This is a genomic window from Paenibacillus sp. FSL M7-0802, assembly GCF_038004945.1.
GTDB lineage: Bacteria > Bacillota > Bacilli > Paenibacillales > Paenibacillaceae > Paenibacillus > Paenibacillus polymyxa_B.
Genome location: NZ_JBBOSD010000001.1, coordinates 3,785,430 through 3,800,531 on the forward strand (window position 1 = coordinate 3,785,430; position 15,102 = coordinate 3,800,531).

General features: G+C 44.5%; 14 protein-coding genes. 11 read left to right on the forward strand and 3 right to left on the reverse strand.

All coding sequences use genetic code 11. From position 1 onward, the window contains the following. Positions 1-12: 12 nt before the first annotated feature. The 4 genes from MHB54_RS17365 to MHB54_RS17380 all read left to right on the forward strand — a co-directional run bounded on the left by MHB54_RS17365 (position 13) and on the right by MHB54_RS17380 (position 3,437). Positions 13-993, forward strand: a complete 981-nt coding sequence (locus MHB54_RS17365) for a siderophore ABC transporter substrate-binding protein (protein WP_068938267.1) — start codon at positions 13-15, stop codon at positions 991-993. A 33-nt stretch (positions 994-1,026) separates the two neighbouring features. Further along, complete coding sequence (locus MHB54_RS17370; protein ID WP_264454522.1) at positions 1,027-1,770, forward strand: alpha/beta hydrolase; 744 nt, start codon at positions 1,027-1,029, stop codon at positions 1,768-1,770. Positions 1,771-2,050: 280 nt separating this feature from the next. Next, positions 2,051-2,962, forward strand: coding sequence for an aldo/keto reductase (locus MHB54_RS17375; protein ID WP_071558229.1), 912 nt, complete (start codon positions 2,051-2,053; stop codon positions 2,960-2,962). Between the two features lie 148 nt (positions 2,963-3,110). Further along, complete coding sequence (locus tag MHB54_RS17380) at positions 3,111-3,437, forward strand: thioredoxin family protein (protein ID WP_013312008.1); 327 nt, start codon at positions 3,111-3,113, stop codon at positions 3,435-3,437. Between the two features lie 129 nt (positions 3,438-3,566). Here MHB54_RS17380 and bacA read toward each other — a convergent pair whose 3' ends face one another. Continuing rightward, positions 3,567-4,364: an undecaprenyl-diphosphate phosphatase gene (bacA, locus tag MHB54_RS17385; RefSeq protein WP_028541808.1), complete on the reverse strand. Its 798-nt coding sequence runs from the start codon at positions 4,362-4,364 to the stop codon at positions 3,567-3,569. A gap of 125 nt (positions 4,365-4,489) precedes the next feature. Beyond that, positions 4,490-5,860: a hemolysin family protein gene (locus MHB54_RS17390; RefSeq protein WP_028541809.1), complete on the reverse strand. Its 1,371-nt coding sequence runs from the start codon at positions 5,858-5,860 to the stop codon at positions 4,490-4,492. Between the two features lie 224 nt (positions 5,861-6,084). Here MHB54_RS17390 and MHB54_RS17395 point away from each other — a divergent pair, with 224 nt between their 5' ends. The 5 genes from MHB54_RS17395 to MHB54_RS17415 all read left to right on the forward strand — a co-directional run bounded on the left by MHB54_RS17395 (position 6,085) and on the right by MHB54_RS17415 (position 11,428). Further along, complete coding sequence (locus MHB54_RS17395; protein ID WP_068938264.1) at positions 6,085-6,885, forward strand: DUF1836 domain-containing protein; 801 nt, start codon at positions 6,085-6,087, stop codon at positions 6,883-6,885. Between the two features lie 204 nt (positions 6,886-7,089). Beyond that, complete coding sequence (locus MHB54_RS17400) at positions 7,090-8,031, forward strand: glycosyltransferase family 2 protein (protein ID WP_264454523.1); 942 nt, start codon at positions 7,090-7,092, stop codon at positions 8,029-8,031. Positions 8,032-8,072: 41 nt separating this feature from the next. Beyond that, positions 8,073-9,026, forward strand: a complete 954-nt coding sequence (locus MHB54_RS17405) for a glycosyltransferase family 2 protein (RefSeq protein WP_319640943.1) — start codon at positions 8,073-8,075, stop codon at positions 9,024-9,026. A gap of 73 nt (positions 9,027-9,099) precedes the next feature. Beyond that, positions 9,100-10,479 (forward strand): lipopolysaccharide biosynthesis protein, encoded by a 1,380-nt coding sequence (locus tag MHB54_RS17410; RefSeq protein WP_069080663.1) that lies wholly within the window; start codon positions 9,100-9,102, stop codon positions 10,477-10,479. After that, on the forward strand, positions 10,454-11,428 hold the full coding sequence (locus MHB54_RS17415) for a polysaccharide pyruvyl transferase family protein (protein ID WP_023990345.1): 975 nt from the start codon (positions 10,454-10,456) through the stop codon (positions 11,426-11,428). Before MHB54_RS17410 ends, MHB54_RS17415 begins: the two co-directional genes overlap by 26 nt. 184 nt (positions 11,429-11,612) lie before the next feature. Here MHB54_RS17415 and MHB54_RS17420 read toward each other — a convergent pair whose 3' ends face one another. Continuing rightward, on the reverse strand, positions 11,613-13,022 hold the full coding sequence (locus MHB54_RS17420) for an RCC1 domain-containing protein (protein ID WP_028541813.1): 1,410 nt from the start codon (positions 13,020-13,022) through the stop codon (positions 11,613-11,615). Positions 13,023-13,241: 219 nt separating this feature from the next. Between MHB54_RS17420 and MHB54_RS17425 the strand changes: the two genes are divergently transcribed. Beyond that, positions 13,242-14,297 (forward strand): YrpD family protein, encoded by a 1,056-nt coding sequence (locus MHB54_RS17425; protein ID WP_028541814.1) that lies wholly within the window; start codon positions 13,242-13,244, stop codon positions 14,295-14,297. Between the two features lie 218 nt (positions 14,298-14,515). Next, complete coding sequence (gene def / locus MHB54_RS17430) at positions 14,516-15,097, forward strand: peptide deformylase (RefSeq protein WP_023990342.1); 582 nt, start codon at positions 14,516-14,518, stop codon at positions 15,095-15,097. Positions 15,098-15,102 lie beyond the last annotated feature (5 nt).

The following is a 15,102-nucleotide window of genomic DNA, read 5'->3' on the forward strand; positions in this document are numbered from 1 at the left end:
GGGGAATGTTAAATGAAGAAAAATATGATGTTTTTAACGCTGATGCTTGCATTGGTACTGATCGTGTCAGCCTGTGGCAAAGCAGCTCCGGCAACACCGGAAGCGACTGGAAACGACTCCTCTGCTGCAACAACGGAATCCAAAACTATCTCGGTCAAACACGCACTGGATGAAAACCCGGTCCAAGTCAAAGTTAATCCAAAAAATGTCGTTGTCTTTGATTTCGGTTCATTGGATACGCTGGATAAGCTGGGTGTTGACGTTGCGGCAGTAGCGCAGCAGGATCTTCCTACGTATTTGAGCAAATATAAAGATTCCAAATATGCAAGTGCGGGCACGCTGTTTGAACCGGATTACGAGAAAATCAGTGATCTGTCTCCTGAACTCATCATCATCGGCGGCAGACAAGCTGATGCATATAAAGAGTTGAGCAAAATTGCACCGACCATTTCGATGGCTGTAGACACCAAGGATTATATCAATTCCTTTAAGAAAAACGTTGAAACATTGGGTCAAATCTTCGACAAAGAGGATGTTGCCAAGCAGGAACTGGCTGCGATTGATAGCTCCATCAAGGCCGTACATGACAAGGCTGTAGCGAGCAAAGCTAAAGGACTGATCGTGCTGACGAATGAAGGAAGCCTGAGCGCATATGGCTCACAATCCCGTTTCGGTATCATTCATGATGCTTTTGGCGTAACCCCTGTAGATCCGGGCATTAAAGTATCCACGCATGGACAAAAGGTTTCTTTTGAATATGTACAGCAAAAAAATCCGGATTATATTTTTGTCGTTGACCGTGGGGCTGTGGTGGTCGAAGAAGGCAAGGAACAGGTTACAGGTAAACAAACCATTGAGAATGAACTGGTGAAGAAAACCAATGCATTTAAAAACGGTCATATTGTATACCTTGATCCTAACTACTGGTACCTGTCAGGTAATGGTCTGGAATCTGTGTCTGAAATGATCAAGGAAATGGATGCTGCACTGTAATGAATACATTCACATCATGGAGGACTGTGTAGGATGAAAGGTCATGTAGATGAAATTCCATTAGATGGGTATCTTGTGCACGTCTATACACCTCCCGTCTCCGTGAGTCATAATGAGCTGTATCCTGTGCTGTATGTGCAGGATGGCAGCTCTTTATTTCTAAGCGGGTTGGATGAGCTGGAAAGAGGTTTTTCTACGGGAGAGTTGCCCCGTGTCGTGCTGGTAGGTATTCAGCCCGTAAATCGGCTGAATGATTATACGCCTTGGAAGGCAGCTGCTTTAGTAGAAGGAAGACCTGCTTTTAGCGGTGACGGAGATGCCTATCTGGCGTTTGTGGTTACAAAAGTAATGCCGTACGTCGAGGGGAGATATCCGGTAAAAACCGGACCGGAGCATACGGGAATCATCGGCGCCTCATTGGGCGGATTAATTTCCATGTATGCCGTCTTCAAGTATAAGGACATATTCGGACGCGTCGGTTCCGTCTCAGGCTCGTATTGGTATCCGGGTATGATTGGTTATATGCAATCTGCATCTTGTGCAACTGTGAGGGATGGGATACATCGCTTTTATATATCTGTCGGGACCCGTGAAGGTGAAGGGAAGACGAATGTACAAAAAGATATGGTTCCGCTGACCCTCCAGGCACACGAGGTGCTGCGGACACAGGGACTGGATGCAAAAGATATGCTCCTTGAGTTGGATCAGGATGCGGTGCATCGTGTGGATTGTTTTCAGCGTCAATTTCCTAAGGCCGTCCGATGGCTGTTCGGATAGCATGAATGGAATACGAATTTCATACAACAACCTCAAAGGATTGGAGAGCGTGGAGTCTCTATGCCTTTGGGGTTGTTTTTTTTGTATATTTTTTTTCGTATAATAGAATCAATTTCATAATACCTTGAGTAGCTTTAATAAAGAGTACATATAGATCAAAATGGTTTAATTTGTCTATATGAGGTTTACATTTCGTTAGTTTAATCATTTATGAAATTGATTCAATAGAGGAATATTAAAAATTTAAAGTTATACGTTATTGGAAGTGAGGGGAGCATAAATGAAAAAAAACCGCTTGGGATCTTCAGATTTACTGGTAGGTGAGATTGGCTTGGGATGTATGTCGGTCGGTACGGATGAGCAGCAAGGTGTTTACTTGATTCATGAAGCGCTAGACAGGGGCGTAAACCTGTTGGATACGGCCGATTTGTACCAGCACGGGCGCAATGAAGAAATTGTGGGGACAGCAATCCGTGGACGACGGCAGGAGGTCATCCTGGCGACCAAGGTCGGCAACCGGCGTATACCGGGGCAGGAGGGCTGGGGATGGGATCCGTCCAAGGAATATATCCTGTCTGCTGTTAAAGAGAGCCTGCGACGCCTTGGAACGGACTACATCGACCTGTATCAGCTGCACGGAGGGACAATTGACGATCCGATAGACGAAACGATAGAGGCTTTTGAGCAACTACAGCGGGAGGGCGTCATCCGTTATTATGGTATTTCCTCCATTCGCCCTCATGTCATCCGTGAATATGTCAAACGCTCGAATATCGTTAGTGTTATGAATCAGTATAGTTTACTGGATCGGCGTGCAGAGGAAGAGGTACTGTCTTTGCTTCAGGAACGGGGAATTAGCGTGATTGCACGTGGGCCAGTGGCCAGTGGTGTATTGGCTGACCAAGGGGAAGGGAAGATAGCCAAGGGATATCTGGACTACAATGAAGCAGAGCTGCTGGACGTGCGTAAGCAATTAAAGGCATTTGCAGGTGCGGACCGGAGTATGGGTCAGACAGCGATCCGTTATAGCCTGTCTCATCCGACTGTGGCTGCTGTTATTCCGGGTGCAAGCTCTTTGGGACAATTGGAGCATAATATTTCTGCTGCGGATATTGCACCGCTAACCAGGCAAGAGCGGCAGACGCTACAGCAAATCAGCCGAGCCAATCGGTATGATGCGCAATACCGCTAATCCGAGCAAGTATAGGACAAGTGTCAAACATGTACCCGTCCCAGTTGCAATTTATAAAAGAATCATTACAATATAGGAATAAGCCTCGGTTTATAATTCATATGTGAATATGGAGACGTTATAAATACACTCTAGGAGGGACCAACGAATGGAACGCATCGAATCTCAGCAGCAATATCAGGATTTAATTAATGGTGACGGTCTGACTGTCGTGAAATTTGATACAACCTGGTGTCCGGATTGCAAGACACTGGATAAATTTATGGACGGCATTATTGAGGAAAACGCAGATAAGCGTTTCTTTGCGCTTGATGCGGAGAAATTCCAGCCGATTGCAGAAGAAAATCAAGTGCGCGGCATTCCGAGTCTGCTCGTGTTCCGTAATGGCGAAAAAATTGCTCATTTGCACAGCAAATACGCTAAAACGCCAGCTCAAATCTCGGAATATTTGACTACGCTGGAATCCAAACAATAATCAGAACGCATGATAGGGATAGTTCCAGACTATCTTTCCTTTCAGCAAAATAGTAAAAGGGATATCCAAGGCTGATCATTCAGATCCTATGGATATCCCTTTTACTATTTATTGGTACCAAACGATGGCTTATAAAATAATGAAAAAGAACACAGCCGCCAGCACGAAGCGGTAAATGGCGAACGTAGTCAGGCTCAAGCGTTTGAGCAGACCGAGGAATGTTTTGATCGCCAGCATCCCGACGATAAAGGCAGTAATAAAGCCGGCCGCGAACACTGGGAAATCACTCATAGACAGATGATCCATACTTTTGATCATATCAATACCCGATGCACCCAGCATGACCGGAACAGATACGAGGAATGTAAATTCCGCGGCTGCCGTATGGCTTACACGTGCGAATAGGCCCCCAGACATGGTTGATCCTGAACGGGAGAAGCCTGGCCACAGAGCTAGGACTTGGAACACACCGATGGTAAATGCTTGTTTGTACGTGATCTCATCCAGCGTATGTGATCTAATAGGCGGATGAAATTTTTCAGCCGCGATCATGAGCAGGCCCCCGATCACCAAACTGTATAAAACCGTTTCAGGACCAAACAGGTATTGCTTGATTACATCACGGAACAGTACGCCAATCAAGCCTGCAGGGATCATGGCTAAAATAATATGTAACAGGTTTAGACGTGGCTGACTCGAGATTTTGCGTCTGAAATCAAACAGGCTCAGGAATCTGCGCCAGTATAATACAACGACTGCCAGCACAGCACCTAATTGTACGATAACCTCAAACGTTTTGACCGTATCATTCTCTGTGTTTAATCCTAGAAGATTAGCCGTAAGGATCATGTGACCCGTCGAAGAGACCGGCAAAAACTCTGTCAGTCCTTCAATAATTCCCATAATAATAGAAGATAAAATATCCACTTTACTAGCTCCTCCTTACACGCGTGCAGGGCAAACGACCTAAGCCGTTTGCCCTGGGAATATGTCATTTCAGTAGGAGTGAACACAAGTGTCAAGTGCAAAGATAAACGCTCAGGTCACACGGTTCACTCCCGGGAAGAAGTGTCCGATTCTGCTTCCAATTCAGATGCGGGGGATGTGTGGTGTAAAATAATCTCCACCCGACGAATACGATTTTTACCCATTTCACGAATGATAAATTTCACATTCTCTTCTATGAATTCCTTGCCCTGTCTAGGTTCCGGAACCCGGCTATACACCCACCCTCCGACAGTATCCACGTCTTCATCGTCCAATGTCAAGCCCGTCAGATCACTCAGATCGGAAAGCATCACTTTACCATCCATCAAATAACTGTTCTCCGTCAGTTTCTCGATTTCCTTCCGTTCATCCTTATCAAATTCGTCCCGAATTTCGCCAACAATCTCCTCCAAAATGTCCTCAATGGTAATGAGGCCGGAGGTTCCACCGTATTCATCGACCAGGAGAGCGATATGAACCTGCTCCTTCTGCATACGTTTCAGCAGTGTGTTGACGGGGATAACTTCCGGAACGGTCAAGATCGGTTGAATCAGACTGTCGAAAACAAGCTCTGGATTGCGATCATACTCAAGGAATAGCTGTTTGGTATTAATCATACCAATGATCTGATCCTTGCTGTCTGTCGCCACCGGAAAACGGGTATACTGCTCTTCGTGAATAGTCAGCATGTTTTCTTGTAGCGAGCGATTCGTAAACAAGCATACCATATCTGTACGTGGTACCATAATTTCTTTGGCAACGGTCTCGTCAAAAGCAAAGATACGATTTACGTAGCCATATTCGGTGTTATTGATCTTACCACTTTCCACGCTTTCGGACAAAATGATCTGAATTTCTTCCTGAGAGTGCGCTTCTTCATGCTCACTAGCCGGTTGAAGACCAAACAGACGAACCAGACGATTGGCCGAGCCGTTAAGGAGCCAAATAAACGGATACATAATCCGATTAAACCACACGATGACTGGGGAGGTTAACAGACTGACAGCTTCCGCTTTGCGGATCGCCAATGTTTTGGGAGCCAGTTCGCCGATCACCACGTGCAGGTAAGTTACAATGACGAATGAAATAATAAAGGCCAGGATATGTGAAAAATCCCCATTGATGTTGAGCTGTTGAAAGAGAGGCTCCAGCAATTTGACTACGGTCGGTTCACCGAGCCAGCCGAGTCCCAACGCTGTAATCGTAATACCAAGCTGACAGGCGGACAGGTAGCCGTCCAGATTATTGACGACTTTTTGTAGCGCCAGTGCGTTTTTACGGTTCTCCACGACCAGCTGATCGACCCGGCTGGAACGGATTTTAATAATCGCAAACTCGGTAGCCACGAAGAAAGCACTAAATAAAATCAACACCGCAAACAAAAATAGACTGACACCTATACCCATATAATTTTCACTCATCCCTTTTTCGTTCAATTTTTTAAGGAACCCCATTTTAAGTTCACTTGAACTTATTTTAAGAACTTAAAAGGAAATATACAAGGTTCATATGGAATCATAGCAGGTCACCTACCTCCAATTTACACGGAAAATAAGGCATAATAGAACCCGCACGGCTCATTGCTTCACTTTACAAGCCTAGTTTGAGGGCGTATGATGAGTTCAAATGAACTTGAAATGTAATAAAGGGAGGAAAGCAGATGGAGTCTTTTACCCTTACTCGTCGTGATATGGCCCATTTGCTGCTGGCCATGGAAGGTCGCCGCGAATTGCAGCCTTTGGCCGTTCTACAGGACGCCTGGAGGCGCACTCATAGCCATCTCGCCCGTTCCGGGAGCACGATGCCGACATTTTTATACACCGACGTGACACCTGTGCTAGATAAAATCATCAAGGGTAAGCACAGCGCAGCCTTTTCGCTGCAGGAGATCGTTTCCCTGGGTCAACTGGTCGAATACAGTCATGTCTCACTGGCATCTATGCAAAATTGGGTCAAACGCGACTTCAAGGAATTTCTCGGCGCTCCGAAGATCGGCAAAAAATACTCGGTCAACCAGGCAGCTATATTGCTCATTGTGGAAGATTTAAAATCATGTCTTGATTTTGAATCCATTCGTCAGCTATTTCATATCCTGTTCCAACAACCCGAAGATGATACGGACGATCTGATTCAGCCGGTCGATTTGTACGCCGCCTATTCAACTTTGTTTGAGGAGCTGGATGCGAACGGAGACCAACTGCTCGATGTTGCTGGAGCAGGCTATGCAAAGGACAACGGAAATTCCGTTACAGGACAGCAGCGCCAGGAAGCTGCGACAGAGGAGCTGCTGGTTCAGGCGGCCGATCAATACACCAGCCGTTTACAGCATTTGACCCCTAACCAGTGTGAAGCAGTGCGTAATACTTTGCTGGTGGCAGCGGTAGCGGTGCAAAATAGTTATTTTTTGTCCATGGCACGTCGGTATGTGAATGCGACGTTGTTTCTGGACTTCCAGGGGTAAATCAGGATTGGCACTAGAAGCCAATCCTATTTTTTTGCTCTTTTTAGAGGATTGTCTACCCTTTTGGAGACTGAAAAAGTATACAAAAGAGGTATATACACTAAAACGCTGTCAAAGATACAATAAACATATATAATCCAGCAATTGGAAAAACTTAGAATATCTCTTCCAAAGCATCTGGATACACACACAGGAGGTAATGGCATGTCCGATGTCTCCATCATCATTTGTACCCGCAACCGGATCGAAGACCTGACACGCTGTATACAATCTATTGCAGTACAGCAGCAATTGGAGCATACGGCTGTAGAACTGCTGATTGTTGATGACGGCGATATTTCCGACCAACAGATCGAGCAGTACCGTCACATGGTATCCGGATTGCCTCAAGGCGTTTTGAAATATTATAAAAAAAGTCGTCCCGGCGTTTGGTTGTCCCGCTATGAGGCCTTGTCTCTTGTGCGGTATGATATTGTGCTGTATTTTGACGATGATGCAGAACTGGACGATAAACTCTATATCCGGCGCTTGCTCGATACCTATGATCAGGATGAAACGATTGTGGGTGTTGGAGGGATTGCAAAGGGATTACATTCGAGCCGGGCAGGAAAGCTGCTGGGCGTTTTGACATTTCAGATGTCTTCATCCCTCGGCAAGCTCTCGCCTAGTAGTCTGGCAGGTTCTTTGCTACGTTGGGGCGAAGCGACTGAGGTTTTCGATACAGAATTTTTCCATGGCTGCAATATGTCATTTCGGAGGGATGCGCTTCGGGACATGAAGCCGTATCCGTGGATGACCAGTTATGCCGTGGCTGACGATTTGTACATGTGCCAGTTGGCGAGCCGTTACGGCAAATTGGTTATCAATCCTGACTTAACCATCATTCATCATGAATCTCCAAGCTCGCGCGATAAGGCGGGCAAAGTAGCCAAGGCTACAGCAATTAACCACTATTATTTTCTTGCCTTGAAAAAGGCTGGAGTGATTCAGTATGGAGCCCTTTTATGGACCTTATCCTACTTGATGCTCAAAGAAACGCTGCGTCGCAATTTTAATGCCGCAGATGGATACAAGCAGGGGGTGTTGTTCATTCTGAACCCGCGCAAGCAAAAATATAACGAATATTTAGGCCCGGCGGTTCAGTAAACTGTTTTCTTTACACACTGACAGGATAAAGGGGGAGTATGATGTTAAGCTTGTCCATTGCTCTGTGCACCCGAAATCGGGTTGATGATCTGACCCGATGCATTAATTCAATTGCCATTGGGGGAGCACCGGAGGCATGTGAAACCGAGCTATGGATTATTGACGACGGAGAACTGCCAAAGCATGTGCTGGAACGTTATGAGCGTCAGTTGGGTAGAGCGGGAATTACCTACCGATATCATCGCAAGGAGCAGCCGGGATTATGGTTATCTCGTGTAAAGACAGCTGAACTTGCGCAGGGTGACATCATTTTGTTCCTTGACGATGACGTTGAGCTGCCGAGCAACTATTTGAATGAGTTGATGCGTACCTATGAGGCTTACCCGCAGGCCGCTGGTGTCGGCGGTATCGCACAGGGAATGAGTAACAGCTTCATGGGAACAATTCGATGCTTGCTGTCATTCCAGCAGTCTTTGTCCAAAGGAAGGCTGTCCCTCAGCGGTCAGTCCGGCTCGATGTATAACTGGCATAAGGCCAAGAAGACGTTTAGAACCCAGTTTTTCCATGGCTGTAATATGTCATTTCGTCGTGAAGCGATTCGCAGTCTGGAGCCGGTATCTTGGTTGCAAAGCTATAGCGTAGGCGAGGATTTATTACTTTCACGCATCGCAATGAAAAGCGGCCCATTATACATTAACCCGGCGCTTACGCTGCTTCATCACGAATCGCCGTCCTCGCGCGACAATATGGAGCAGGTTACTTATATGCGGGTGATGAATCATATTCATCTCCTGCGTGAAGAGGGATCTGGGCCGATTGGTTATGCAGCACTATACTGGACGACGTTGTATCAGATTTTGAGAGAAAAGCCCAAGAAAAATCATACTGCCATTCAAGGCTATAGAAGAGCGTTGAAAGCGATCTTTTCAAGTCCGAAGGAGCCTGTTGGCGGGGGACAGTTGCCTGAACGCAATTCCAAAAAAACGGTAGGCTGATGGAGGTGCGTCAAAAGACGCAATGTGAGCATAGAGACGAGAGGCTTAATAAGGAACAGGAGTTGGACGTAACATGAGCACATGGACAGCAGCAAGGAAAGTATTCACGGGTGACAGTCTCGCCAAAACGATCATGCGCACGAGCTTTAACAATTTTTTTGTGCTAATCGTCACGACCCTGACTTCCATCCTGACCGCACGTATGCTCGGAGTAGAGGGGAAAGGAGAACTGGCGGCAGTTCTGTTCTGGCCTACGCTGATCGGCAGTGTGTTGAGCTTCGGATTACCAACGTCGTTAATTTATAACATCAAGAAGAAAACAGGCACGACGGAAGAACTACTGACGTTGTCACTCTGGATTCAGTTGCCTGCCAGCTTGTTGGCGGGAGCGGTGGCCTGGATATGCATGCCGCTGTGGCTGAATGGTTATGGTGCGGATATCATCCAGCTGTCCCAGCTTTATTGTGCGGCAGCCATACCGTTGGCAGTGCTTACAGCGCTGACGACAGCATTGTCGCAAGGGCTGGATCGATTTAGCGTATATAACGGTCTGTTGTTTTACTACCCGTTACTGAATTTCATCGGTCTGGTGACACTGTGGCTGATGGGCCTGCTCAATGTGCAGCTGGCAGGAGCAGTGAATTTTGCCGCGAGTTTCCTTGCGCTAGTATGGGCGTTCCTCCGTTTGCGCAAGTATATGAATATGCGTGCTTTCCGCCCATTTACCAGCCGTCAAGTGCTTCGTCCTTATTATAGCTATGGAGCGAGGGTTTACGGGATGGAGCTGATGGGGACGCTGTCCACACAAACGGACAAAATCGTTATTGTGGCGCTGCTATCACCCAAAGCGTTCGGTCTGTACTCTGTTGTCTACGCCTTGTCTCGTGTGTTCAATGTGGTGCAAAATGCCGTCACTAACGTTACTTTTCCTAAGGTGACGGGGATGGAGCACAGCAAGATTGTCGAAACAGTAGGTCGTGCTTTTCGCATCTCTATGGCTGCGATGCTAATCGTCATTGTGCCTGCTCTCTTCATTGGACGATACATGCTGGGTTTGCTGTACGGCCCCGCTTTTCTGGAAGCATCGCTAACGTTCTACCTGCTGTCACTGGAATGTATCATTGGTGGCGGCTCATGGATTCTGGCTTCGGCCTTTAACGCGCTGGGACGTCCGGGACTGGTATTGTTCCGGCAAATTGTAGCCTATGCGATCACCGTCGGTCTATTTTTTATTTGTACACCGATCTTTGGTCTGGACGGCATTGCGATTGCTTTGCTTGTAGGCGCTTGTGTACGATTGGCGTTCTCACTGTTCTCATTCCCGATGTTTTTCAATGTTCCGCTATCACGGATCATTTTTGATAAAAGTGACATTACATTTGTCATTCAGACTATACAAAAGAAGCGCAGGAAGGGAGAACTGAAAGATGCCGAATTTGCATCCCATGGCTAAACTGAAAAATAAGCTGAGCGTCATTCTCGACGTAGTCCCCCAAGGTTCGAATATCATTTATGTCGATTATCCCGTCTATAATAACGGTGGGGATGTACTCATCATGAAAGGCACCGAAGCGTTCTTCAAGGATAATGGCATCCGTGTCCGTGCCCGTTATAGCGCTATGGATATTCCCGATCGGCTTCAAATTCCGGGTGACTGGATTATCGTGTGCCACGGCGGCGGCAACTTCGGCGATCTCTATTCAAATCACCAAAATTTGCGAGAACGCATCGTTCGCGATTTCCCTAACCACCGAATTGTAATTATGCCGCAGACGATCCACTTTCAATCTGAACAGAAGGCTAATGAAGTCGCTGCCTTGTTCAATGCTCATCCGGATCTACATATGTTTGTGCGGGATACACGCTCTTATCAGTGGGCTAAGGACAAGCTGAACCAGTGCAGTATCACACTATGCCCTGATATGGCGCACCAGCTCTGGCCATTGAAGCCGACTACGGAAACAGTGAAGGATGTATTGTATTTCCTGCGGACTGATATTGAAACGGTGGGTGGACAAAAGAAGTTCGATGACGAGGCAGATGCCGCTCACCGGCTGGACTGGGATACTTTGTTCACTCCGCTGGAAGTGAAGGGAATTGTCTATTTCCAGAAGTTTTATCGACTGGATAAGAAAATCGGCGGCCCGTTGCCTACACGTACATTCTGGTACAAGTACACAGACCATCTCATGAACAAAGCGGTTACGCTGTTCAGCTCTTACCGCGAGGTTCGCACTTCACGGCTGCACGGTCACATTCTGGCCTGTCTGCTTGATATGCCTCATGTTGTCATTGACAATTCCTACGGCAAGAACTCGCAATATTATAATACCTGGACACAGCCGAATCCAAAGGCGCAGCTGTTTAGTGAAGCTCCAAGTGCGTTGGAGCAGCCATCTTAATAGTAAGAAAAGATACGTATGATTAATTTCAAAGGTATGATAACGGCAAAAAATCTCCTGACCATTTCATTGGTATAGGAGATTTTTGCTTGTGTTAAATTAATAAGGATAGTTAAGAGTTAAGCTTGTGAACTATTAAGGCTATTCATATTTAATGGGATGATCGCTCGTTCTTTCTTGGCTTCTATTGATTATTGACAGTTACCTCATATTTTGATGCGTTCCAGTTTACCTTTGCACCCAAGGTTTGAGAAATGAATCTGATCGGTACCAAAATACTCCCGTTTATATATTTTGGAGGAGCAGCGAGACTTACTTTTTTTCCATTAACCAATGCGAATTTTTGGTTTACAACTAGTTCTATAGTCAGTTTACCTTTTGTGATGGTGACATGATCCCTTTGGCTACTATTCCAAATGACTTTAGCTCCTGATTTTTCAAATATTCCTCTGAAAGGAACATAGACTGAGCCGTTCAGTAATTTGGGAGTGGTAGTCAGATCCATGATAGAGCCATCTACGGTCAATTGAATAGGCTTCACTACAATAGTCGGTTGCTTTACATTTTTCAATGTCGAGTCAATTCCAAGTTGACCGTTAACGTTGCTCCCCCAACTCCATAATTTATTGTTTTCCGTTCTTACGATTGTAAAGTCGTTTCCAGAGTTTACTTCCGATATATTAGCAAGCCCCTTTACTTTCTCTGGATTGGAATTACCAGCAGAAATCCAGACATCGCCAGTAGTTGTTACAAATGAAACAGTGTGGTCGAATTGAGCAGAGATATCTTTTAACTTCTGTGGAATTTTAAACTGTTTAGTTTTGCTCTCTAGCGGATTATATGTCCACCCGTTGCCATTCATATCAATTGCACTTATAGCAAAATCTCCACTTTTAATCATTTTAATTTTTTTAAGTTGTTTAAGCAGCTGTGGTTCTTTAATATTCGCATCTTCATTGTCGCCGCCCCAATAGAGCAATGTTCCATCCTTGGAAAGTGCAAAGGAACCCTGATTCGTAGCTGCTATACCCACAATATTCATGGGTAGATCTTTTATTAAAGTTGGTTCATTGATGAAAGATGACTTAAAGTTGGCTAATTGTCCCCGAGAATTATCACCCCAGCCCCAAACCTGCCCGCTTTGATCTAATGCTAAAAAGTGATCTCCTCCGGCGGCAATTTTTACAACATTTTTTAGGCTTGAGAAGGTTTTAGGGGCAACACTACGACCTTGATTTTTTTTACTTTGCCAACTAACAACGGTACCATCTGTTTTTATGGCTAGAGAACCAAAGCGACCCGTGGTGACCTGTTTAAAAGTATCAGATGACATAGAAACCACAGGAGAGGGTACGGAACGATTTATGCCGTCTTCTGAGCCTAATTCCCCATCTTCATTACGCCCCCATGCAAGTAGCTTTCCTTGATTGTCAATAGCGTAAGTATGTTCACCACTGCTTGAAAATTGAACTATATCTGGAGATGGTTTTACATATTCGTTTGAATATGCTTCTTTTGAAACTAAGCAAGAGGAGAAAATTAATAAAATAACTGATAAAGCTATGAAACATTGCTTTAAATTTTGATTTTTCAAGATATGCTCTCTCCTTTTTTGAAATAACTTCTAATATCATATAACCATAAACAAGAAAGAAATTGCAAATAAATCCAGCTAATATGTATTTATTTCCATAAAAAATGTAGACAAATGAATAATGAAATACTATTATATGTTTTGGGTGAAAATTTTTACAATATTAGGGAAGGGGAATAGCAAAAATTTTTCTCAAAAATTAGGATGAGGTGAGAGTGAATGAAAAAGGTAAAGTTCTCAATAATTATCTTTCTGTTATTCTCTTCAATTGGTGTTACTGCTTCGGCTAATAACGAAGATATTACGGAAAAAGTTAGCGATTCAGTAACGCAATCAACTTATGGATTAGAACATTCTAAAAATGTTACAGTAAAAAATGATGCTGAGGTTAGCCAGGAAAAGATAAACAACTTTATTATTCAAGCCAAAAAAGTTGTTAGAGAAGAAAAAGCAAATAGTCAATCATTGAATGCATCTATTGAATCTTCTACATATGAAACTGTTGACTACTGTTATTTGGACGATACTAACCTCTTTTTTTATGAGGATTCTTCAATTAAAGATCCAGAGTTGATTATTTTACCAGTTGAAAATGGTAGAGAGGAAACACACGTTATTAAACCACAAGCAATACAAGGAGGATTTGGAGGAAGGGTATTGGTCAATAGTACGACAGGTAACTACATTGAGACTAGGGCCATTACTACATCAAGTAACTCTACTTTGCTGGCTACAAATGGAACCCCGTATATGTATACAGGGTTTACAGCAAGGGGATTGGAAGTTGATGCAGGATTGGCTTATAGTAAAGGAGATGCTCCGGGAGTTTGGCAGCCTTATCTTAAAATAGGTGGGGACGATCCACTGTCAACTTCATATCTACTTGATGGTTATAATCAGGTACAATATAAAAATGGGTATATTACTGGACAGCCAGTTCAGATGGACTTATGGAGGAACTATACTAGTGGTGTTGAACATAACGCTGTAAGATTAAAACTTGCGGGAACTGCTATATGTGCGGATCTTGGATGTTCAAGACATGGTGATACTAAGCTGACCACTATCTTTTCTAAATCAAATATTGGAGTGAACAGTGTAGTTAATTATAAGTTGTTAGCAACTATTGCTGGTTCCGGAGCAAGCGGGCAGATGAATTCTACTCTAAGTGAAATATCAATTGACGGGATAGCCAAAACACCAGTTAAAGATGAAGTAGCCAATACTCAAGTCACAATTAGTGGAAATAGTACATCTTTTAAGCTTTCAAAATAGTATATTAATATAGTTTATAAAACCGTTCTAAGGAGCGGTTTTATTTTTTTATTAAAAGCCATATTGTTTGCTTACACTCCACTACCGCTTCATTTTGACAATTCATTTCATGAATAGATATAATTTATGGGATAAAACTTGTAGGAATATTGGGAACTCCCCTAACTTTTGCAGAATAACATGAAAGTATATTTATTTTAATGAATCGAGGCTGACGAATGAGTAATCAATCGATGGACATGCTTCTCACGAAGGATATCGTGCGTGAAGGGGAGTCTATTTTGCGTACGAAGGTGGATCCGGTATGCTTGCCACTGTCTGAAGAGGATCTTCAACAGATGCAATGGATGCTGGATTATCTGAAAAATAGCCAAAATGAAGAGCTGGCTACCCGCTATGAACTGCGCCCGGGTGTGGGATTATCTGCGAACCAGGTAGGTTTGAACAAAAGAATGTGCGCTATTTATTATGAAGATGGGGACAAAACGGTAGAGTATGCGTTGTTTAATCCGAAGCTGGTCAGCCACTCCACGTCCATGATTTATTTGGAACAAGGTGAGGGGTGCTTGTCTGTAGATCGGTACGTAGCCGGATATGTACCTCGTTATGAAAAAATTCGTATTAAGGCCACTTTACCAGACGGAACACAGGAGCTATTGACTTTCAAAGGTTATGCAGCGATTGTAGTACAGCATGAAATGGACCATTTGGACGGTATTATGTTCTATGACCGTATCAATCCGGAAGATCCGCACAAGCTGCCGCAGGGAGTGCATATCGAACCTTTTGTACGTAAATAGCTCAT